19 protein-coding genes are annotated in these 22,960 nt (G+C 54.9%); 12 read left to right on the plus strand and 7 right to left on the minus strand.

Features of this window, described 5'->3' with window-relative positions:
* Positions 1-3: 3 nt before the first annotated feature.
* From kdsD to npr, 10 genes are all read left to right on the plus strand, one after another.
* Positions 4-984 carry an arabinose-5-phosphate isomerase KdsD gene (gene kdsD, locus SB719_RS13175; protein WP_065650290.1) on the plus strand — a complete coding sequence of 327 codons (981 nt, stop codon included), beginning with the start codon at positions 4-6 and terminating at the stop codon, positions 982-984.
* Between the two features lie 13 nt (positions 985-997).
* A complete protein-coding gene (kdsC, locus tag SB719_RS13180) occupies positions 998-1,564 on the plus strand; it encodes a 3-deoxy-manno-octulosonate-8-phosphatase KdsC (RefSeq protein WP_065650291.1) in 567 nt (188 codons plus the stop codon).
* Positions 1,561-2,133, plus strand: coding sequence for an LPS export ABC transporter periplasmic protein LptC (gene lptC, locus SB719_RS13185; protein WP_065650292.1), 573 nt, complete (start codon positions 1,561-1,563; stop codon positions 2,131-2,133). The genes kdsC and lptC overlap by 4 nt, the downstream gene beginning before the upstream one ends.
* On the plus strand, positions 2,108-2,662 hold the full coding sequence (gene lptA / locus SB719_RS13190) for a lipopolysaccharide ABC transporter substrate-binding protein LptA (protein WP_065650293.1): 555 nt from the start codon (positions 2,108-2,110) through the stop codon (positions 2,660-2,662). The genes lptC and lptA overlap by 26 nt, the downstream gene beginning before the upstream one ends.
* A gap of 3 nt (positions 2,663-2,665) precedes the next feature.
* Complete coding sequence (gene lptB, locus SB719_RS13195) at positions 2,666-3,391, plus strand: LPS export ABC transporter ATP-binding protein (RefSeq protein ID WP_039382204.1); 726 nt, start codon at positions 2,666-2,668, stop codon at positions 3,389-3,391.
* 48 nt (positions 3,392-3,439) lie between these two features.
* On the plus strand, positions 3,440-4,873 hold the full coding sequence (gene rpoN, locus SB719_RS13200; RefSeq protein WP_065650294.1) for an RNA polymerase factor sigma-54: 1,434 nt from the start codon (positions 3,440-3,442) through the stop codon (positions 4,871-4,873).
* 21 nt (positions 4,874-4,894) lie between these two features.
* Positions 4,895-5,182, plus strand: coding sequence for a ribosome hibernation promoting factor (gene hpf, locus SB719_RS13205; protein WP_065650295.1), 288 nt, complete (start codon positions 4,895-4,897; stop codon positions 5,180-5,182).
* Between the two features lie 137 nt (positions 5,183-5,319).
* The gene (gene ptsN, locus SB719_RS13210) at positions 5,320-5,802 is read left to right on the plus strand and encodes a PTS IIA-like nitrogen regulatory protein PtsN (protein WP_039382195.1); all 483 of its coding nucleotides are present in this window, start codon (positions 5,320-5,322) and stop codon (positions 5,800-5,802) included.
* 53 nt (positions 5,803-5,855) lie between these two features.
* Positions 5,856-6,710 (plus strand): RNase adapter RapZ, encoded by an 855-nt coding sequence (gene rapZ / locus SB719_RS13215; protein WP_039382191.1) that lies wholly within the window; start codon positions 5,856-5,858, stop codon positions 6,708-6,710.
* Positions 6,707-6,979 carry a PTS phosphocarrier protein NPr gene (gene npr / locus SB719_RS13220; protein WP_065650296.1) on the plus strand — a complete coding sequence of 91 codons (273 nt, stop codon included), beginning with the start codon at positions 6,707-6,709 and terminating at the stop codon, positions 6,977-6,979. Before rapZ ends, npr begins: the two co-directional genes overlap by 4 nt.
* Positions 6,980-6,984: 5 nt before the next feature.
* Here npr and mtgA read toward each other — a convergent pair whose 3' ends face one another.
* Together mtgA and arcB are read right to left on the minus strand one after the other, a co-directional pair.
* On the minus strand, positions 6,985-7,707 hold the full coding sequence (gene mtgA / locus SB719_RS13225) for a monofunctional biosynthetic peptidoglycan transglycosylase (protein WP_292975855.1): 723 nt from the start codon (positions 7,705-7,707) through the stop codon (positions 6,985-6,987).
* 885 nt (positions 7,708-8,592) lie between these two features.
* Complete coding sequence (gene arcB, locus SB719_RS13230) at positions 8,593-10,935, minus strand: aerobic respiration two-component sensor histidine kinase ArcB (protein WP_412159291.1); 2,343 nt, start codon at positions 10,933-10,935, stop codon at positions 8,593-8,595.
* An 887-nt stretch (positions 10,936-11,822) separates the two neighbouring features.
* On the opposite strand from arcB, the gene SB719_RS13235 reads away from it, so the two are divergent.
* Together SB719_RS13235 and SB719_RS13240 are read left to right on the plus strand one after the other, a co-directional pair.
* Entirely contained in the window at positions 11,823-17,354 is a 5,532-nt protein-coding gene (locus SB719_RS13235) for a glutamate synthase-related protein (protein ID WP_304235774.1), read from the plus strand.
* 64 nt (positions 17,355-17,418) lie between these two features.
* Positions 17,419-19,173 carry a sulfite reductase subunit alpha gene (locus SB719_RS13240; RefSeq protein ID WP_065650300.1) on the plus strand — a complete coding sequence of 585 codons (1,755 nt, stop codon included), beginning with the start codon at positions 17,419-17,421 and terminating at the stop codon, positions 19,171-19,173.
* Between the two features lie 52 nt (positions 19,174-19,225).
* Here the strand turns inward: SB719_RS13240 and sspB are convergent, their stop codons facing one another.
* The 5 genes from sspB to zapE form a co-directional block, all read right to left on the minus strand.
* Positions 19,226-19,711 carry a ClpXP protease specificity-enhancing factor gene (sspB, locus tag SB719_RS13245; RefSeq protein ID WP_065650301.1) on the minus strand — a complete coding sequence of 162 codons (486 nt, stop codon included), beginning with the start codon at positions 19,709-19,711 and terminating at the stop codon, positions 19,226-19,228.
* A gap of 2 nt (positions 19,712-19,713) precedes the next feature.
* Entirely contained in the window at positions 19,714-20,355 is a 642-nt protein-coding gene (gene sspA, locus SB719_RS13250; RefSeq protein WP_039382163.1) for a stringent starvation protein SspA, read from the minus strand.
* A 327-nt stretch (positions 20,356-20,682) separates the two neighbouring features.
* The gene (gene rpsI / locus SB719_RS13255) at positions 20,683-21,075 is read right to left on the minus strand and encodes a 30S ribosomal protein S9 (protein ID WP_039382160.1); all 393 of its coding nucleotides are present in this window, start codon (positions 21,073-21,075) and stop codon (positions 20,683-20,685) included.
* 15 nt (positions 21,076-21,090) lie between these two features.
* Positions 21,091-21,519: a 50S ribosomal protein L13 gene (gene rplM, locus SB719_RS13260; RefSeq protein WP_039382157.1), complete on the minus strand. Its 429-nt coding sequence runs from the start codon at positions 21,517-21,519 to the stop codon at positions 21,091-21,093.
* A gap of 238 nt (positions 21,520-21,757) precedes the next feature.
* The gene (gene zapE / locus SB719_RS13265) at positions 21,758-22,885 is read right to left on the minus strand and encodes a cell division protein ZapE (protein ID WP_292975871.1); all 1,128 of its coding nucleotides are present in this window, start codon (positions 22,883-22,885) and stop codon (positions 21,758-21,760) included.
* Positions 22,886-22,960: the final 75 nt, after the last annotated feature.

Here is a 22,960-nt window from a genome sequence, read left to right on the forward strand (position 1 = left end):
GATATGTCACAGCAGCAGGCAGAGTTTGATTTTCAGCAGGCGGGTAAAAAGGTTCTGCGCATCGAACGTGAAGGACTCGAACAGCTCGATCAGTATATTAATGACGATTTCAGCCGCGCCTGCCAGCTGCTTTATGCCTGCGCGGGTAAAGTTGTGGTGATGGGCATGGGCAAGTCAGGGCATATCGGTAAGAAAATGGCCGCGACCTTTGCCAGCACCGGCACCGCCTCCTTTTTTGTACATCCGGGCGAGGCGAGCCATGGCGACCTGGGTATGGTGAGCGCCAGCGATGTGGTCATTGCCATCTCAAACAGTGGCGAATCTGCCGAAATCCTGGCGCTGATCCCGGTGCTGAAGCGACAGAAAGTTCAGCTGATTTGTATGACCAGCCGGCCGGACAGCGCCATGGGCCGCGCGGCAGATGTTCATCTGTGTGTGAAAGTGCCCCAGGAAGCGTGTCCGCTTGGGCTGGCACCGACATCCAGCACCACGGCAACGCTGGTGATGGGCGATGCGCTGGCGGTGGCACTGCTTGAAGCGCGCGGTTTTACGCCAGAGGATTTTGCCCTGTCGCACCCTGGCGGCGCGCTGGGGCGTAAACTGCTGCTGCACGTCAGCGACATCATGCACAGCGGCGATGAAATTCCGCACGTTACGCGCGAGGCGTCCCTGCGTGATGCCCTGCTGGAGATCACGCGTAAAAACCTCGGTCTCACGGTAATTGTCGATGATTTAATGAAAATTGAAGGGATTTTTACCGATGGCGATCTGCGCCGTATCTTTGATATGGGCGTCGATTTTCAGTCAGCCCGTATTCAGGATGTTATGACGCGCGGCGGGATCCGCGTACGGCCTAATATGCTGGCGGTAGACGCTTTAAATCTGATGCAAAATAAAAACATTACCGCCGTACTGGTTGCCGATGAAGACCGGCTGCTGGGCGTCGTCCACATGCATGACATGCTGCGCGCTGGCGTAGTCTGAACAGGAAATGTAAATGAACGCTGAAAATGCGATGGTCGCCACCTGCTATGGCCCGGTCTCTGCTGAGGTTATGGCACGAGCAGCGCAAATTCGCCTGCTGATTTGTGATGTCGATGGCGTCATGTCAGACGGCCTGATCTATATGGGAAACAGCGGCGAAGAGCTGAAGGCGTTTAACGTACGCGACGGCTACGGTATACGCTGCCTGCTGACCTCCGGCATCGAAGTCGCTATTATAACCGGCCGTCGCGCGAAGCTGCTGGAAGATCGCTGTGAGACGCTGGGCATTACGCATCTTTACCAGGGACAATCAGATAAGCTTTTGGCGTGGCGTGAACTTCTGGATAAACTGTCACTGGACAGCACACAGGTGGCCTACATTGGTGACGATCTGATCGACTGGCCGGTTATGGCGCAGGCGGGTCTGAGTGTTGCCGTAGCGGATGCGCACCCGGTGTTGCTGCCACGTGCCGACTATGTCACACGTATCAGCGGCGGACGCGGCGCGGTACGCGAAATATGCGACCTGATATTGCTGGCGCAGAATAAATTTGAGGATGCCAGAGGGCAATCAGTATGAGTAAAAGCAGGCGTTGGATAACGCTGATTCTGGCTCTGGTCGCGCTGATATTGATCGGCTGGAACCTGACGAATCAGGATGAGAGCGCCACGCCGTTGGCTTCAAACGATCAGGAGCCAACCTATACCAGCGCGAACTCTAATACCGTGGTATACAACCCAACGGGTGCACTGGCCTACAAGCTTGTCTCCGACAAAGTCACCTACTTTTCAGCGGATGAAGTCAGCTGGTTTGATCGTCCCGTCATGACGACCTTTGATGAAAACAAAGTGCCAACCTGGTCAGTACGGGCGGACAAAGCAAAGCTAACGAAAGATCGTATGCTTTACCTGTATGGCCATGTTGAAGTGCATACGCTGACGCAGGATTCTCAGCTGGAACGCATTATCACCGATAACGCGCAGGTCAACCTGGTGACCCAGGATGTGATGTCTGACGACCAGGTGACGTTATTTGGCCGCAGTTTTAACTCCACGGGCATGAAGATGCGCGGCAATTTGCGGACAAAAAACGCCGAACTGCTTGAAAAGGTCAAAACCTCTTATGAAATTCAAAATGAACAAAAATAGTGTTAATGCGCTGCTGCTCGGATCGCTGTTGATTGGCAGCCTGCCCGCCCTGGCTGTCACCGGCGATTCAGAGAAACCGGTCAATATCGACTCGGTTAATCAGGCGCTGGATCTGCAGGGCAACGTGGCGACCTTTACCGGCAACGTTATCGTCACGCAGGGTACGATTAAAATCACGGCCGATAAAGTGGTGGTGACCCGTCCCGGCGGCGACAGCAACAAAACGATTGTCGATGCCTATGGTAACCCGGCCACGTTTTATCAGATGCAGGACAACGGCAAGCCGGTTAAAGGCCATGCCGCTAAGCTGCACTATGAGCTGGCCAACGATTTTGTCGAACTGACTGGCAACGCTTTCATTGAGCAGCAGGACAGCAATATCAAAGGCGATCGCATCACGTATCTGGTGAAAGAGCAGAAAATGCAGGCCTATAGTCAGGGTCAGAGCAAACGCGTCACTACGGTGCTGGTCCCTTCACAGCTGCAGGATAAAAACGGTTCCGCTGCAAACCCTAAAAAGAGTAACTGACCGATGGCAACTTTAGTCGCTGAAAATCTGGCCAAAGCGTATAAAGGCCGCCGCGTAGTGGAAGATGTCAGCCTGCAGGTTAAATCGGGCGAGATTGTCGGACTATTGGGTCCCAACGGTGCCGGTAAGACCACGACGTTTTATATGGTGGTTGGCATTGTACCGCGCGATGCGGGCCGCATTATTATCGACGATGAAGATATCAGTATTCTGCCCCTGCATGCGCGGGCGCGTCGTGGTATCGGGTATCTGCCACAGGAAGCCTCTATTTTCCGTCGGCTGAGCGTCTACGACAATCTGATGGGCGTGCTGCAGATCCGTGACGATCTGACTGAAGAGCAGCGCCAGGATCGCGCCAATGAGCTGATGGAAGAGTTCCATATTGAACATCTGCGCAACAGCCTGGGCCAGGCGCTCTCCGGTGGCGAACGTCGCCGTGTGGAAATTGCACGCGCGCTGGCGGCCAATCCAAAATTTATTCTGCTGGATGAGCCGTTCGCCGGGGTTGACCCCATCTCCGTTATCGATATCAAAAAGATCATTGAGCATTTGCGTGACAGCGGCCTGGGTGTCCTGATCACCGATCACAACGTGCGTGAAACGCTGGCCGTCTGCGAGCGCGCCTATATTGTCAGCCAGGGCAATCTGATTGCACACGGTACGCCAGATGAAATTCTGGCAGATGAGCAGGTTAAGCGGGTTTATTTGGGCGAAGAGTTCAGACTCTGATAAGGTGTCGATCAACCCGATATTCGCTTAGGACATTCAAGCCGGATTATGAAGCAAGGTTTGCAACTCAGGTTCAGCCAACAGCTGGCGATGACCCCCCAGCTGCAACAGGCCATTCGCCTGCTGCAGCTCTCTACGCTTGAACTCCAGCAGGAGCTCCAGCTGGCGCTGGAGAGCAATCCGCTGCTTGAGCAGACCGATATTCATGATGAAGTGGACGCACGCGAAACGCAGGAAAGCGATACGTTAGATACCCGTGAGGCGCTGGAACAGAAAGAGATGCCTGACGAACTGCCGCTAGATGCGTCATGGGATGAAATTTACACCGCCGGTACCCCTTCCGGCACCGGAACTGATTATCAGGATGATGAGCTGCCGGTGTACCAGGGAGAAACCACGCAGTCGCTGCAGGATTACCTGATGTGGCAGGTGGAGCTGACACCGTTTACCGATACCGACCGCGCTATTGCGACATCCATTGTTGATGCGATCGACACCACCGGTTATCTCACCGTGACGCTGCAGGACATTTGCGACAGTATCGGCGACGATGAGCTGACGCTGGATGAAGTGGAAGCGGTGCTCAAACGCGTCCAGCGGTTTGACCCGGTTGGTGTAGGCGCGCGCGATCTGCGTGACTGTCTGCTGGTTCAGCTATCGCAATATGCGGCGGACGCTCCTATGCTAAAAGAGGCGCGCCTGATTGTCAGTGAACATCTTGATCTGCTGGCTAATCACGACTTCCGCAGCCTGATGCGGGTGACCCGCCTGAAGGAAGAGGTGCTGAAAGAGGCGATGCTGCTGATCCAGTCGCTCGATCCGCGCCCCGGGCAATCAATTAATACAGGTGAACCGGAATACGTTATTCCGGATGTGCTGGTACGCAAAGCGGGTGCACGCTGGGTGGTGGAACTGAACGCTGAAAGCCTGCCGCGCCTGAGAATTAATCAGCACTATGCCGCCATGGGCGGTTCAGCGCGCAGCGACAGCGACAGCCAGTTTATTCGGAATAACCTGCAGGAAGCGCGCTGGCTCATCAAAAGCCTGGAGAGTCGTAATGACACGCTGCTCAAAGTTACCCGCTGCATCGTTGCTCAGCAGCAGGCGTTTTTCGAGCAGGGCGAAGAGTATATGCGCCCGATGGTGCTGGCAGATATCGCGCAACAGGTCGATATGCATGAGTCCACCATCTCACGCGTGACCACGCAAAAATATCTGCACAGTCCGCGTGGCATTTTTGAGCTGAAATATTTTTTTTCCAGCCATGTCAGCACGGAAGGCGGCGGCGAAGCCTCTTCCACGGCCATTCGTGCGCTGGTAAAAAAACTGGTCGCGGCAGAAAATCCCGCAAAACCCTTGAGCGACAGCAAACTGACCGCCATGTTATCTGAACAGGGTATTATGGTAGCGCGACGTACGGTTGCGAAGTATCGCGAGTCTTTATCTATACCGCCATCAAACCAGCGTAAACAGCTGGTCTGACTGAACTAAGAAGGAAGACCTATGCAGCTAAACCTTACCGGACTCAATGTCGAAATCACTGACCCGCTGCGTGAATTTGTGAACAGCAAATTTGCCAAACTTGAACACTATTACGATCGTATTAATCAGGTTTATATTGTTCTGAAAGTGGAGAAAGTGACTCAGATTGCAGAGGCAACTCTGCATGTTAACGGCGGTGAGCTGCACGCCACAGCAGAAGCGGAAGATATGTACGCGGCCATTGACGGGCTGGTTGATAAGCTGGCACGTCAGCTGACCAAACACAAAGACAAACTGAAAAAACACTAACCTTCACGTTTGCAGAGCGCTGACCCGTTCAGTGCTCAGGGAAAAATGGGGCGGAAGAGCGCCCCGTTTTATCATCTGCGCAAACGCCAGCAGGGCCTTTCGCTCTGTGGCTATGTGAACTCGCAAGTGAAACCACGATGAACAACGATCTGACACTGGAATTGAGCTCGGTTCTGACGCCTGACTGCACCCGCAGCGGCGTACACTGCCAGAGTAAAAAACGCGCGCTGGAGATAATCAGCGAACTGGCGGCTAAGCAGCTCAATCTGCCGCACCAGACGCTTTTCGAAGCGATTCTGACCCGGGAGCGTATGGGCAGTACCGGCATTGGCAATGGCATTGCTATTCCGCATGGCAAACTGGAAGAGGATACGCTGCGGGCGGTTGGTGTGTTTATCAGCCTCGATCAGCCCATTGCCTTTGATGCGGTGGACAATCAGCCGGTCGACCTGCTGTTCGCTCTGCTGGTGCCCGCCGATCAGTGTAAGACGCACCTCCATACCCTGTCGCTGGTCGCAAAACGTCTGGCAGATAAGACGGTCTGCCGCCGCCTGCGCGCGGCGCAAAGCGATCAGGAGCTCTACGCCATTATCACAGAAGCTCAGGAAGCGCATTCGTAATCAGTACATAGCGTTACCGGTCTGCGAACCGGATAAAACAGGGGAGAATTGTGATGGTGCTGATGATCGTCAGTGGTCGATCAGGCTCAGGTAAATCAGTTGCGCTGCGTGCTCTGGAAGATATGGGCTTTTACTGTGTCGATAATCTGCCAGTAGTCCTGCTGCCGGAACTGGCTAATACGCTGACGGAGCGTAATATTTCAGCGGCGGTGAGTATTGATGTCCGTAATATGCCGGAGTCGCAGGAAGTCTTTGAGCTGGCGTTAAATAATCTGCCTGACTCTTTCTCTCCTCAGCTGCTGTTTCTGGATGCCGATCGCAATACGCTGATCCGGCGCTACAGCGATACCCGTCGTCTGCATCCGCTTTCCAGCAAAAACCTGTCGCTGGAAAGCGCCATTGATGAAGAGAACGATCTGCTGGAGCCGCTGCGCTCGCGTGCCGATCTGATTATTGATACCTCAGAGATGTCTGTGCATGAGCTGGCTGAGATGCTGCGTACGCGCCTGCTGGGCAAGCGCGAACGCGAACTCACGATGGTGTTTGAATCGTTTGGCTTTAAACACGGTATTCCGATTGACGCCGACTACGTGTTTGACGTGCGCTTTCTGCCTAATCCGCACTGGGATCCTAAGCTGCGTCCGATGACGGGCCTCGATCGACCGGTGGCGGCGTTCCTGGATCGGCATACGGAAGTGCACAATTTTATCTACCAGACGCGCAGCTATCTTGAGCTGTGGCTGCCGATGCTGGAAACCAACAACCGCAGCTATCTGACCGTCGCGATAGGCTGTACCGGCGGTAAACATCGCTCTGTGTATATTGCTGAGCAGCTGGCTGACTATTTCCGTTCGCGCGGTAAAAACGTGCAGTCGCGTCATCGCACACTGGAAAAGCGTAAATCATGACCGTAAAGCAAACTGTCGAAATCCGTAACAAGCTGGGCATGCACGCCCGCCCGGCGATGAAGCTGTTTGAGCTGGTGCAGAGTTTCGACGCTGATGTTCTGCTGCGCAATGAAGCGGGCACCGAGGCTGAGGCCAGCAGCGTCATTGCGCTGCTGATGCTGGATTCCGCGAAAGGCGGTCATATCGAAATTGAAGCCAGCGGACCGCAGGAAACAGCGGCGCTGGCCGCCGTCATTGAACTGTTTGAAGCCGGTTTTGACGAAGAATAAATGCCTTAGTGCAGCTGGTAGCGATTCAGGAACCCCTCTCCTCCCAGCTGGCGCATCTGACGCATAATCCACTGCTGACGCTGACGGACATAGCCTGAAGGCGCATCCGCACGAAAGCGGATCGGGTTAGGCAATACCGCGGCCAGCAGGGCAGCCTCTGCAATCGTCAGGCGGCTGGCGGGCTTATGGAAATAGCGCTGCGCGGCAGCTTCAGCGCCAAAAATACCGGGGCCAAATTCAGCAATATTGAGGTAGACCGTAAGTATACGACGCTTGGTCCAGACGGTCTCAATGCCAACCGTCATGCCCGCTTCCAGCCCTTTACGCAGCCAGCTACGCCCGTCCCACAAAAAGAGATTTTTTGCCGTCTGCTGAGAAAGCGTTGACGCACCGCGCATACGCTCACCGCTATTGTTGTCCAGCACCTGCTGAATGGCACCGACGTCAAATCCCCAGTGTTCCGGGAATTTCTGGTCTTCGGCGGCAATTACTGCCAGCGCCATCCACGGAGAGATCTTATCCATGCTGGTCCAGTCTGAATGCGCTACATAATCCGTTTTTCCCTGCAGCCATGCGCCTGCCTGCCGTTCTGCCATAACGGCGGAAAAGGGCACGGGTAAGAAAGCGAAAATAACAATCCCCCCTATCCAGAGGGCTGCCCATACCAGCAGGCATCTGGCGATCAGTGATGTAAACCGGCTGAACCGCTTTCGTTTGTTTTTTTTCATAGTCTTTTCCTGTATCCCTTCCCTGTATTAATTAATCACTCTGGTCATGATTGCGCCCTGTGCTCATCGTTATACCCGCTTTCATACTGCCAGCCGGTTTCGGAAGATAAAAAAGCGTTCAGAGCGGGCCGAGGTTCTTCTGCTGATACCCTGAAACATCAATGACTTCCATTTATAAGGAATCGGTTCCATGCATAAAAAACACTCAACCTGATCTTCAGGACGCAGTTAACCTGTACTAATAGTCATGTAAATCAGACTTTCATTTATCTTAACATTGGCGGGAAATAGCTTAGGCTTTTTTGACTATCGTCTGTTATGAGATCGGTTTCAGACATATTTTATGCTGCCCGACGCCGCAATCCCCCGCTAATTCTCCGTAAATCAAATTTTACAGTCTGGCTGGCGTATTTTTCAAAATAGCCGATCTGGAAGTTTACTAACCTGCTTTCCAAAACGTTTCGGATAAACAGAACATCTGTAGGATATTTTTATTACAAAACAGAGACATAAACATTATTTACTCTAAAACAATCGGCTATCTTCTCGCTATCAGTGCTTTCACAGACTCACCTGATTGAGCTGGCGAAAAAACAGTCAAAACGGCTTCATATTGGTTAAATAGCAAACAAATCAGCAGGGAAATTGATTCCCTGCTTGACAGTGTTATCAAATTAATGTTTTCTGTAGCGGAACGTTGTTCAACATCACACAATTTAATGAATCTTGTCGCGCAGGCTGGCAAATTTGCTAAGGTGATTTTGTAACGTTAACCAATACCTGACAGCTGCTTTTTACTTCAACTAACCATAACAGCAGCAGTCGCTTTTTCCCTGGTGTTGGCGCAGTATTCGCGCACCCCGGTTTCGACCGGGGTCATTTTTTTTAGTGCTTCTGCTTTTCCCGCTCAGCAACCCATTCGCGCAGAACAGCCACATCCTGGCGCCACTCCTGCCTGAGTTCATCGATCCACTCCTGCACGTTGTCCCACCATGCCGGCAATTCCGGCGACTGAATCTGTTTTGCCAGCGCCTGCAGATGCAACAAGCCTACCGAGCCTGCAGCACCTTTAATTTTATGCCCTTCTTCAGCAATGCCTTTTTGATCGCGCGCCATCATGTTGGAATCAAGAACATCAAGATAACCCGGCATCATCTGCTCAAACATCGTCAGGCTTTGCGTAATTAAGTCAGGCCCTACCAGCTCGATATACTGCTCCAGCATCGCCACATCCAGCAGCATGCGCGACTGCGTATCAGCGACAGGCATATCTGTCTCTTGTGCCTCGCCCTGATAATCCCAGAACTTTTTGATCACTGCCGTCAGCGCCGGTACCGCCAGTGGTTTACTTAATACGTCATCCATGCCGGCATCGAGATACTCTTTTTTATCTTTGAGCACGTTAGCCGTCAGCGCGACCAGCGGCGGCAGCTGCACGCCGTTGTGCTGCTGATGAATAGCGCGCGCAACGTCCAGCCCGGTCATGTCCGGCAGCTGGATATCCAGCAGTACCAGGTCAAACTCCTGCGGATCAAACAGGCTCAGTGCATCATGCCCATTCATTGCGACCTCAACGCTGCAGCCAAGCTTCTCCAGCACTGAGCGGGCAACAATCACGTTAAGTTCAATATCCTCCACCAGCAGGACGTGCAGCGCCGGCAGCGGCAGGCTGTCATCCAGATCGGCATCTTCCACTTCATCAGCCACGCGCGGGGCGTTAACTTCAACCACAAAACAGGAGCCCTTACCCGGCGCGCTGCTGACGGTGATATCACCGCCCATTGCCTGCGCCAGGCGACGCGATACCGCCAGCCCGATACCGGTGCCGGTTGCGGGCTTACCGCCGTGCTGATCTTTAACCTGATAATACATGGCAAAGATTTTGTCCTGCTCCTCCTGCGGGATGCCCATTCCTGAGTCCTGAACTTCAAAACGCAGCGTTTCATTCGCGCTATACGCGACCCGCACAACAATTTCTCCCTCGCGGGTGAATTTCACGGCGTTGCCAATCAGGTTCCACAGGATCTGCCGTAAACGGGTGCCGTCAGCCAGAATTTTATGCGGCAGCGGCAGCGCAGGCTGCATAACAAATTTCAGATCTTTCGGCTGGGCCAGCAGGCCGGATAAATTTTCGAGATCGGCAAGGAAACCGGTGAAATCAAGCGGCTGGTTATCCAGCTGGACTTTGCGCCGCTCAATTTTGTCCACTTCAATCACATCGTTAAAAATATTGCCCAGCGTAATAGCAGAAACGTGGATGGTTTTCAGGTACTTCAGCTGCTCCTGGCTAAGCTCCGTATCCAGCAGGATACGACTCAGGCCCACAATGCCGTTAAGCGGCGTGCGCAGCTCGTGACTGATGGTCGAAATAAAGGTGGTTTTCTCCCGGCTGGCGTTCTCCAGCGCGTCCTGATAGCGCTTACGTTCAGTGATATCGCGCCCGAACCCCATCAGCCCGCTGCGTTTGCCCACCCGATCGTAATAGGGCACTTTGCGGATCTCAAAACAGGCTTTGCGCTCATCCGGGTATTGCAGCCACTGCTCGTAGGTGAGTGATACATTATGGCGAAACACTTTTTCATCTGTTTCCAGCACTTTAGTTGCTGCTTCATCGTCATAAATATCGCGCGGCGTCAGTCCGATAAGTTGTTTTTCACTTAACCCGGTCAGCAGCTCCATGGCGCGGTTGCAGCCGGAAAACTGTTTGTCGATATTGCGGTAGAAGACCAGATCGGGCGACGCATCCAGAAATGAGCGCAGGAACGAGGATTGCTGCTCCAGCTCAATCTGCGCCTGCTCGCGGCGCGCCATCTCTTCACGCAGTTTATCCATCACCTGTTTACGCGCCTCTTCAGCGCTGATGCGATCGCTGATCTCCTGATTCAGCTGCGTGATGGTCTGTTTCATCTGCTGGTTAAGTTCGAGATCGCGCGTGCGCATCTCTTCCAGCTTATCAACCAGCTTTGACAGCCGCTGACGCGAATCCTCAAGCTGATCGACCACAACCGACAGGAAATAGACCGCCCAGGGGGTAATAAGCAGGCCGAAGAAGACCGAGCGCACCACGTCGATACTTTCCACATGCCCGCGCAGTACCATGGTTACCGCCATCTGGACAATCATCGCCAGCACCACCAGCGCTGATGCCAGGAGCAGTGAAAAGCGTACCAGACCGAGTTTGACCATCAGGTCGACATAATATTGAGCTAACAGACGAATTTGTTTCATGGCAGATCCCCTGAACGAATGGCGCCATCATAACGTAATTAGCCTGTAACTGCCCGGGCTGACCGGGATATTGCGCCTGTTTCACGCCCCATAATAGTGCATCTGCGTCCGGTTTCTGCCGCATCTGGCGCACACTGAGTAAAGCACTTGACTAATTTGCACAGGTGAATAATCTGAAAGGCCGTCTGTGCGCAGCTAAGCGTCAGACCTGATTGCTTTCTTTCTCTTGTGGCAGCTGATTCCTCAGCATAGTGCCACCCTCCTTCATTGCATATCAATTCATATTTAATGAACTTTTACTCAGTCAATTTCTGATTAATTTTACTTATACAGATGTGAATTTAATTCAAAACAGACGCCATAAGAAAAACAGATACATGAAATGCCAGCTTGCACAGTTACGATATTTTATGCTGCCATAAGCGATTGTACCAGCAGGGAGAGGTAATATCGCCGCCTGCAGATAGTGAGACGGCTCACACTTAGCAGGGGTTTAATTTAGCGATTATTGACATAAATTTACTCTTAAAATCAATAAAATTCATGCAGTTATGCCATTTTTACTGCAGATATATGGCTCAGCGCTGGCTATTTGACCTCTGTGCGCTTTCCCGATAAGTTGAAATTCCGCTGGATGCTTTCCAGTCGGGACTGTGTCTCGACATATCTATGCAGCAAGAAGACTCCCTCTGGATGCAAGTTATCTCCCGTTAGAGACCGGATTGAAGAGCAACTCATCAAGGACGTTATACCCGGATCCTGAGAGTCATTGCTCGGTGTTGCGACGCCCGCGCTTAATGCGGAAAAAACCAGTGATACAGCACGCGTCAGCGCTCTGTGCCTGAAACAGAACAGGCAATGTCTAAAGCAGTTTAAGGAGACTCTCAATGTCCACGCAAAAACCTCATTCCTATGGTTTGTACGATCCGGCCGCAGGCAGCGATAGTTGTGGTGTAGGTTTTATTACCCGCAAGGACGGCGAGCAGACACATGACATTCTGCAGATGGCGCATAGCGCACTCTGTACCGTGCCGCATCGCGGCGGGATGTCCGCAGAGGGTGTCGGTGATGGTGCCGGCATTAACGTCGATCTTTCGCTTAACTTTTTCCGTAAATTAACCGGTCAGGCGCTGGAAGCTGGCCAGTTTGGCGTCGGCAACTTTTTTGTGCCGAAAGATGCCACGCTGCGGGCTAATGCGGAACGCCTGGTTGAAGAGACCCTGGCCGCATGGAATTTCCCGGTGCTGCTGAAGCGCGACATGCCGCTGGATAACAGCGTGACACGCCCTGCCGCCGTGGCTTTTCAGCTGCCGATTGTGCAGTGGGTTTTTGCCGCACCGCCTGCGTTAACGAATCAGACTGAATTTGAACGGCAGATCTACCGGGCGCTGCTGGATATCGAAGCGCGCGCGTTTACCGAAAGTGAGTTTGGCGGCCTCTATCCGCTCTCACTCTCTTCACGCACGCAGGTGTTTAAAGCGCGTCTGAACTCCAACGAAGTGATCCCCTACTTCAAAGATCTTACCGACAGCGATCACCAGGTGCGCGGGCTCTTTTTCCATACCCGCTTCTCTACCAATACCGATCCCCACACCACTATGGCACAGCCGTTCCGCCTGATGGCGCATAACGGAGAGCTGAATACCGATCGTAAAAACCGCATTGCGGAAGCCGCACTGATGCTGGCGCGAGGTAAAAAAATTGTCCGTCCTAAAGGCCAGTCCGACAGCTCGCGTCTTGACCAGAGCATTCACAGCCGCCTGATGGAAGATGATCTCGACCTGATCACCGCCGTGGTCTCTATGATGCCTCCGGCGTGGGAGAATGACAGTTCACTCTCCGCTGACGTGCGTGCGATGCTGGAGTACTTTTCACTGTATGAAGAGAAAAATGATGGCCCGGCCGCGCTGATTTTTGGCAACGGCGAGGTGATTGGTGCACGTCTGGACCGCCTGGGCCTGCGTCCGCTGCGTTCAGTGGAAACCGCTGATTATATCGGTGCCATGTCAGAAGCGGGTCAGATTGCGTTTCCGCCAGAAAGCGTGCTGCGTCGCGGCCGCATCGAAGCGGGCGGCATGCTCTATTACGATCACAAAGAAAAGCGCGCCTATACCACGACTGAAGCACTGGAAAAACTGGCGGCTGCAAAAGATTACCGTGCCCTGCTGCAGGCGGCACGCGTTGAGCTGCACGAGCTGCCGGAAATTCCGGCCGAGAAGCTTGGCTCTCCGCTGCGCTATCGCGGCGATCTCAAAACCTATCAGCGTTTTGTTGCTTACTACTACAACCAGGAAAGCTTCAAGTTCATGATGGATCCGATGCTGCAAACCGGTGCTGAAAAGATCTCAGCAATGGGTTACGGCAACGCCATCAACGGCCTTTCCGATCATGAAGGCGGCATGGCGCACTACTTTTCGCAGCGTTTTGCGCAGGTGACTAACCCGCCGCTCGACTCTATCCGTGAAGCGGACGGCATGACGCTGCGCGTAGCGCTGGGGGCTAAACCGCACCTTGGCCGCAGCAAAGGCCAGCAGATTATTGTTCCCAGTCCGATCCTGACTCATCTTGATATGCTGCGCCTTCGCGAGCAGAACGTGGCGCCCTATGCGCGTTTTGAAATGCTCTATGAGCCGGTGACAGGCAAAGATATCGTCAGCCGCGCCGCTAACGCCAGCGCGCTGGAAAAAGCGATCGACAATCTGGCTCAGCAGGTGGTGGATTTCGCCCGCGCGCAGGGCGGCATTGCCGTTATCACCGATCGTCATGTTTCAACCACGCATGCCGCCATGCCGATGCTGCTGGTGATCTCCGCCATTAACCAGCGTCTGGTGCAGGAAGGGCTGCGTCTGGATGTCTCTCTGGTGGTCGAGAGCGGTCAGAGCATCTCATCGCACCATATCGCCGCCACGCTGGGCTTTGGTGCTTCCGCCGTCTACCCGCTGGGCGTGCAGATGCGCGCAGAAGAGAAATTTGGTGAAGGCGAAGAGGGTAACAAGGCGTTCAGGCGCTATGCCAAAGCCGCTGAAAAAGCATTGATGAAAACCATGGGCAAAGTGGGCCTCTGCACCGTTGAGAGCTACAGCTGCGGTGAGTTCTTTGAGCCTAATTTTCTCGATACTGAAGATCCGGTGCTGAAAAAATATTTCCCGAATATTAAAACCCCGGTGGGGGGTGCAGGCTTCCCGGCGATCGCCCAGATGGCAGTAGACTGGCATCAAAGCGCGCTGAAAATTCAGGGTGAAGCGGAAGTGCCGCTGCTTGGCCTGTTCAAAGAGCGGGCGGAAGGTGCTGGTCACTCCTATGGCACCATCGCCGTGCGGACCTTCATCGATATGACGGAACAGCCGATCCGCTTTACCGATAAAGCGCGCGAAGAGGATAATTTTATCCGTCTGATGACGCTCGCCAGACTGGAGAACGCGTTTGGCATTAAAGCGGACAGCTTTAAAGAGAGCAGCTTTGAGCGCATCCCGAACGCGGTCATCGATACTTTTGCCATCACGCCGGATTACCGCCAGTTCTCCAGCCTGATGCATGCCGAGCGTAAACGCCGTCCGGCAGCCCTGCGCGATATTCTTGCCCTGCCCTGCGATCTGACTCACGTGGACAGTGAAGCGGAATTTGGCCGCAAGCTGGGCCGCTATTCACTGGTTAACAATGGCTTCGCCATCCGTGGCCTGCAGTGTCAGGCCGCCGCGGGCAGCCTGAACCAGTTTGAGCTGCGCCTGATCGACGCGATTGCCGGTCTGAAACCAGAGCAGGAGCGTCTGGCAGCGCTGGCGCGCGCGCTCAGCACCCGTTTCCGGGATGACATTGAGAGCAGCAGAGTAGAAGAGAATGTGCTGCACATTACCGCCTATGGAAAGGCCGCAGAGTATCTGGCAAAAATCTTTACGGCGCTGCCTTCGCTGCCGCTGGAGGAGATCCAGCCGGCACACGAAATCACCCGCACCTTCGCCTCCGGTGCGATGAGCCACGGTGCGCTGGTGGCGCCCGCACATGAAGCCGTCGCGCACGGCACCAACATGGTGGGCGGCATGAGTAACTGTGGTGAAGGCGGTGAGCACTATTCGCGTCACGGTACGATCCGCGCTTCACGCATCAAACAGCTGGCATCAGGACGTTTTGGCGTCTGGGCGGCCTATCTGGCCGATCCAATGCTGGAAGAGCTGGAGATCAAAATTGGTCAGGGTGCAAAACCTGGTGAGGGCGGTCAGCTGCCGGCGCCTAAGGTCACGGTAGAGATTGCTGCCGCCCGCGGCGGTACGCCGGGTGTAGAGCTGGTGTCGCCTCCGCCTCATCATGACACCTACTCTATTGAAGATCTGGCACAGCTGATCCACGACTGCAAAGCTGCGCGCGTGCGCGTTATTGTCAAACTGGTCTCCTCAGAGGGCATCGGCACCATTGCCGTTGGCGTGGCCAAAGCCGGCGCCGACGTGATTAACGTGGCAGGTAATACCGGCGGAACCGGTGCGGCATCGGTAACCAGCCTGAAATATACCGGCCGCGTGGCGGAAATCGGTATTGCTGAGGTGCATCAGGCGCTGTGTGCCAATGGCCTGCGCGATAAAGTACAGCTGCGCTGCTCCGGCGCGCAGCAGACCGGCAGCGACGTCATCAAGTCTGCGCTGCTGGGCGGCGACAGCTTTGAGTTTGGTACCACGGCCCTGATGATGCTGAAGTGTGTCATGGCGAAGAACTGCAACGTGAAATGCCCGGCAGGCCTGACCACTAATGCTGAAGCTTTTGATGGCGATCCGCGACAGCTGGCACAGTACTTTATTAACGTGGCTCAGGAAGTGCGTGAGTTTCTTGCCCGCCTCGGCCTGCGCTCGCTGCGTGAAGCGCGTGGCCGTGCCGATCTGCTGCACCTGATGGATCACCCGCTGGAAGTGGGCAAACTCGATCTGCGCGCCATGCTGACAGTGGTACCGGAACAGAAAATCGCGCATCCGGTCTATCTGGAAAAAGATTTCACGCTCGACGATGGCTGGGTTACAGAAGTGACGTCGCAGCTGATTGAACAGGCAGGCCGTGAGGTTACCCTGGGCAACGGCGTGACGCTGAACAACCGCAACAAAAGCGTCGGCGGACAGCTGGCTATCGATATTGAGCGGCTGCTGAACCATACGCTGCCTGCTGAGCAGCGTACCGTGCTGCCGGCAGTACTGAAAGACGACCGCGGGCGTCACTACCTGGCGCCACGCACCGTGCACATCCATACCCAGGGCGCAGCCGGACAGTCATTCGGAGCGTTCTGCAACGACGGTATGCTGATGCAGCACTATGGCACCTGCAACGATGGCGTAGGCAAAGGCCAGTGCGGCGGTGAGCTGGTGGTCATGTCACCCGGCGGCGGCGCGCAGGATAGCGACGGCAACGTGCTGATCGGCAACTTTGCGCTGTTTGGCGCAACCGGTGGCCGGCTGTTTGTGCAGGGCCAGGCAGGCGATCGCTTCGCGGTACGCAACTCCGGCGCCACTGCCGTAGTGGAAGGCGTGGGCGATTTCTGCTGCGAATATATGACCAACGGCGCCATCCTGAACCTCGGCACGTTTGGCAAAGGCTTTGGCAACGGCATGAGTGGCGGTTTCGCTTACCAGTATGATCCGTATGGCAACCTTGCCGGCCATGCGGCGGGAGACTCCGTACTGTTTGGTTCCATTGCGGATGACAACGAGATGGCGCGCGTGCATAAGCAGGCGGTACTGACCATGCTGAACTGGCATCTGGAAGCGACGCGTTCACCGCGCGCGGCCTGGCTGCTGGCGAACTGGGAGAGCGAATGCCAGCACTTTGTTTACGTCATGCCGCGTTCGCTGCTGCTCTACCAGGATGGCGGCGAGATCCTGAAAGCAAAATCACGCAAAGACCTGCTGGAAGAGCTGTCAACCTCGCTGGCTGCGCATCAGGTAGCCAAATTCAAAGCGGCGTGGCGCAGCGGCAAAACCATTGCTGACGGGGCCGTGCCCGCCTACGGTGCAACCGATACACAGGAGATGTTTGTCCTGCTTAACAACTACACCGTGCTGAGTTTTGCGCAGCAGCTGGCGCTGGGCAAGCTGCCGAAAGGCACCGCAGTGGAAGATCCGGCAGTTGAAAAAGCCGTACGCAACCTGCTGATGACTGAGGACTTCTCGCTGGTCAGCAAGCTGCAGCGGCACGCCCGTGCGGCGATTGAGAGCTACAGCGATGATGAGCTGGCAAGCCTGATCGCGGCAAAACGCATGGCGGATTACAAAGCGGCTTTAACGCAGCGTAATATCCGTTCCATGGATAGTCTGGCGACCTATGGCTGGATCATTTATCAGGATGCGCGCCATCGCGATGTGCTGGGTCACCTGCCGGACTTTGAAGAGCTGTTTGCGCGTGCGGCGCTCCCGGAGATTGCGGCGGCGGTCGGAAAACTTTCCTGATCGCGTCAGCCCGGCATTTGAGCCTTAAGAGTGAACATTACTAACAGGATTGAGTACCCGTATCATGAAGATTCCTTACATTCCTGAAGACGCACCGTTTAACGGTGAGCAGAAATACTGGCTGGCGGGCTTTCTCGCCGGTCTCCACTCGCGCCTGTTAGTGCTGGACGATAAGCAGACAGCACCTTCCGCCGGCGCCGGCGCGACCACGCAGCTGCACATTCTGTTCGGCTCTCAGACCGGCAATGCCGAAGCGCTGGCCCAGACTGCAGCCAAAGCAGCGCGTGCCAAAGGTCTGGTACCGGTGGTGCAGGCGCTGGGCGAGGTGGATCTTGAAGTCTTCACGACCATGCGTCATGTGCTGATTGTGACCTCAACCTATGGTGAAGGGGAAATGCCTGACAACGCGCAGCTGTTCTGGCAGGCGATTTCAGCCAGCACCGCGCCGCGCCTGGAGCAGATGCACTTTGCCGTACTGGCAATTGGTGATACCGGCTACGACGGTTTCTGCCAGGCGGGTAAATTTATCGATATGCGTCTTGAACAGCTGGGGGCCCGCCGGGTGGTGGATCGCATCGACTGCGATATCGATTTTGAAGAGCCGTCCGATGCCTGGATTGGCAGCGCGATGCCACAGTTTGCGGCCAGCGCCGGCAGCAGCGGTACCGTGCTGGAAAGCGCACCGGAAGCACCGGTTATTCCCGGCAGCAATAAACAGAACCCGTTTGCGGCTGCACTGATCACCAATAAACGCCTTTCTGGCGAACAGTCGGCTAAAGATATCCGCCACTTTGAGTTTGACCTCAGCGGCAGTGGCCTGAAATATGAAGCGGGCGATGCGCTGGGTATTATCCCGGTCAACGACGCTGCCCTGGTCTCGCTGCTGCTGACTGAGCTGAAAGCAGATTATGAAACGCCGGTGCCGGGCTTTGATCGCAATCTGGGCGATCTGCTGACCTATCAGTTTGAGATCTCCGAGCCGTCACGCAAGCTGATCGAGTGGATTGGCCAGCACACCGCCAACCAGGAGCTGCTGCATGTACTGCAGCACGATGATAAAGATACGCTGGCCAACTGGCTGTGGGGCAAAGACAGCCTCGATCTGCTGCAGCTGGAGCTGAAGCGCAGCCTGTCGGTGCCGGAATTTGTGGCCATGCTGCGTCCGCTGCAGCACCGCGCTTACTCCATCTCATCCAGCGCCAAAGCGCATCCCGATCAGGTGCACCTGACCATCGCTTCTGTGCGCTATCACAGCGGCGGACGCGAGCGTAAAGGCGTCTGTTCTACCTATCTGGCTGAGCGCGTACGTCGCGGCGAGAAACCGGCAATCTTTATTTCGCCCAACAAAGCGTTCCGCGTGCCAGCTGATGGCAATGCGCCGCTGATTATGGTCGGGCCGGGCACCGGTATTGCACCGTTTCGCGCGTTTCTGCAGGAACGTCAGGCAACGGAAGCGAAAGGTAAAAACTGGCTGTTTTTCGGCGATCAGCATCAGGAACATGATTATATCTACAATGATGAGCTGCATGGCTGGCAGCAGAGCGGTCTGCTGACGCACCTCGATCTCGCCTTCTCGCGCGATCAGGAAGAGAAAATTTATGTGCAGAACCGGATGCTGGAGAAAGGCGCCGAGCTTTACGCCTGGCTGCAGGAAGGCGCGTACTTTTACGTCTGCGGTGATGCATCGCGTATGGCGAAAGATGTCGACGCCGCGCTGTATGAAGTGGTACGTCAATGCGGCGGCCTGTCCGGAGAGCGTGCCGCAGCGTATATCGATCAGCTGAAGAAAGATAAACGCTATCTGCGTGACGTCTACTGAGTCACAGCATAAAAAAACGGGCCATCAGGCCCGTTTTTTTTACGCAGAGAGATTACTTAACGACGCGCAGTGAAGGACGGCCGCCGCGCGGCGGTGGTTCGTCGTCAGGAGAATGATCCTCATCCGGCGCATCATCCGGGCGATCGCCATCGATAACCGACATCACCGTCTCTTCGTGACCCGCTTCCTGATCGTCCATCGCCTGGTCGTAGACCGGTTCCGGTTCGAACATGGTACCCGCGCCATTTTCACGCGCATAGATAGCCATGACCGCTGCCATCGGCACGGAAACCTGACGCGGCACGCCGCCAAAGCGCGCGTTAAAGCGCACTTCGTCATTAGAAAGATCGAGATTGCCTACCGCACGCGGCGCAATATTCAGCACGATCTGTCCGTCGCGCGCATACTCCAGCGGCACCTGTACACCAGGCAGATTGATATCCACTACCAGATGCGGCGTCAGCTGGTTATCCAGCAGCCAGTCGTAAAATGCCCGCAGCAGGTAGGGGCGACGCGCGGTGAGTTGCGACATTTCCATACTTAGCCCCGAGCCTGCAGGCGCATTTCCCGTTCAGCTTCCGTCAGCGAGGCGAGGAAGGAATCACGTTCAAATACGCGTGTCATATAACCTTTCAGCTCTTTAGAGCCGGCACCGCTCAGATCAACGCCCATCTGCGGCAGACGCCACAGCAGCGGCGCCAGGTAGCAATCCACCAGGCTGAACTCTTCGCTCATAAAGAACGGCGTGCGGGCAAACAGCGGCGCAATCGCCAGCAGCTCTTCGCGCAGCTGTTTGCGCGCGGCATCTGCCTCAGCACCGCTGGTGGTTTCAATAGTGCGCAGCAGGCTATACCAGTCCTGCTCGATGCGGTGCATCATCAGACGGCTTTCGCCACGTGCAACCGGATAAACCGGCATCAGCGGAGGATGCGGAAAACGCTCATCCAGATACTCCATGATGATGCGTGATTCATACAGCGTCAGTTCACGGTCGACCAGCGTAGGTACAGTGCGATACGGGTTGAGGTCAATCAGATCCTGCGGCAGATTATCTGGTTCAACCTGCTCGATCTCCACGCTGACGCCCTTTTCAGCCAGTACGATACGTACCTGATGGCTGAAAATGTCAGTCGGACCAGAAAACAGCGTCATTACCGAACGTTTGTTGGCAGCGACAGCCATGAAAACCTCCAAGTTTGTTCACAAAAATATACTGCGAATAGCCAACCACACGGCGACTCACCTGCTCATCGGACTCGCACACGGCAGGGCAGCACTGATAGCCTGCTCATGTCCGGAGCGGAGCGTCAGTTCAGGCCGCGGCTCGCGGGCGCAAAGTGTCAGTGAGTTTACCAGATTTTAAGCAGCTTGTGGGGCGGGGTTACGTATTTGCGGGCAAATAGCCGGGAAAGCTCGCGTTTTTACACTGCTTTACCAGCGTAACGGCCAATAAAAAACCCGCCGAAGCGGGTTTTTTGAGCCAATTGACACTGCCGAAGCAGTAAGCAATTAACGCTTGGAGAACTGAGGACGACGACGTGCTTTACGCAGGCCGACTTTCTTACGTTCAACCTGACGAGCATCACGGGTAACAAAGCCCGCTTTGCGCAGTTCTGCACGCAGAGATTCGTCGTATTCCATCAGAGCGCGGGTGATACCGTGACGGATCGCACCAGCCTGACCAGAAATACCACCACCTTTAACGGTGATGTACAGATCCAGTTTACCAACCATATCAACCAGCTCCAGCGGCTGACGCACGACCATGCGTGCAGTCTCGCGACCGAAGTACTGCTCCAGAGAGCGCTGGTTAATTACGATGTTACCGCTACCCGGCTTGATAAAGACGCGAGCGGCAGAGCTTTTGCGGCGACCAGTGCCGTAGTTTTGAGTTTCAGCCATTGCCTATAATCCCGATTAAATGTCAAGAACTTGCGGTTGCTGCGCCGCGTGGTTGTGCTCGTTGCCTGCGTAAACTTTCAGTTTACGGTACATAGCACGACCCAGTGGGCCTTTTGGCAGCATGCCTTTAACCGCGATTTCAATCACACGCTCAGGACGGCGGGCAATCATCTCTTCGAAGGTCGCCTGCTTGATACCACCGATGTGACCAGTGTGGTGATAGTAAATCTTGTCGGTACGCTTGTTGCCGGTTACAGCAACTTTGTCCGCGTTCAGAACGATGATGTAATCACCGGTGTCAACGTGCGGAGTGTATTCCGCTTTGTGCTTACCACGCAGACGGCGCGCCAGTTCAGTCGCCAGGCGACCCAAGGTTTTGCCAGTTGCGTCAACAACATACCAGTCACGCTGTACGGTTTCTGGTTTAGCTGTAAAAGTTTTCATTGAAAAGCTTACCCAAATAAAAGTTACACGTTGGTGAAATCCCAAACGCTAAGTTAACGATTGAGGCTCACGCGACCATTTCGCCCAGCAAGCCCACCCCCTCAGGTAGAGTTACCGGATCACACAGCTTTCCGGGAAAAGAAATGCTGTGCTGTAACGTGGGGTCGCAAGATTATAGAGAAGTCAGATTTAAAAATCGAACCTTTTTGCGACAAAATTCACGATTTCTGGCCAGGCGTTACGGCAGATGCGGCAGCCGGAGATACTCCTCGCTCTGCATCTCCTGCAGGCGTGACAGACAGCGCTGATACTCAAACTTCAGCCGGGTTCCCTGATAAATTTCAAACAGCGAGGTTTCTGCTGCTACCACCAGCTTGACATGGCGTTCGTAAAATTCATCCACCAGCGCCAGAAAGCGGCGCGCCTGATCTTCGGTTTTATAAATCATTACCGGCACATCAAACAGCAGTACGCTATGGAAGCGCCGCGACAGCTCGATATAGTCATGCTGGCTGCGCCCCGCCCCGCACAGCGTCAGAAAATCGATCGCGAGCACGCCTTCATGTACCCCCCGGGTAGGCATCTCCCGATGGTTAATCTCCAGCACCGGTGCATCCTCGGGCGCTCCGCCCGCCAGCGCACGAAACATGCGCGTCATCTCCGCCTGCGTGGCGTCGTTAAGCGGATGATTCCACAGATGTGCCGACGTCAGCGTACGCAGACGGTAGTCGATGCCGGCATCCACGTTCATGACCTCACAGTGCTGTTTGATCTGTTCAATAGCGGGCAGGAAGCGCGCGCGCTGCAGACCGTTGCGGTAGAGATCATCCGGCGGAATATTGGAGGTGGCGACCAGAGCAATACCGCGTGCAAACAGCGCCTCCATCAGCGTACCCAGCAGCATGGCATCGGTAATGTCAGAGACAAAAAATTCATCAAAGCAGAGAATATCGGTCTCCGCTTTAAAACGGTCGGCCACAATCTGCAGCGGATCGCTTTGCCCCTGCAGCTGCGTCAGCTCTTCATGCACCCGCAGCATAAAGCGATGAAAGTGCAGCCGCAGTTTACGATCGCCAGGAATTGACTGAAAAAACAGGTCCATGACCCAGGTTTTTCCCCGGCCGACGCCGCCCCACATATAGAGGCCCCGTACCGGTGCTTCTGGCGCTGCTTTCTCCTTGCTGACCAGCCGGGAGAGGCGTCCCAGCAATCCGCGACTGCTGTTTTCACGCGGCTGCTGACGGGCAATCAACCCTTGCTGGATAGCGTCCAGGCGGGTAATAGCTTCACGTTGTACGTCGTCCGGGCGGAACTCGCCCTGCGACAGCGCCTGCTCATAGCGCGCAAGCGGAGATGAGGTTTGCATGGTTCTCTCTGAATCCCTGAAAAGTCCGATTCACGTGTCGGTTGCTGAAAATTAGGCCGCTCTACACTAAGCGAT

The sequence above is a fragment of the Pantoea sp. SIMBA_079 genome, from assembly GCF_046940275.1.
Classification (GTDB): Bacteria; Pseudomonadota; Gammaproteobacteria; order Enterobacterales; family Enterobacteriaceae; genus Pantoea; species Pantoea borealis.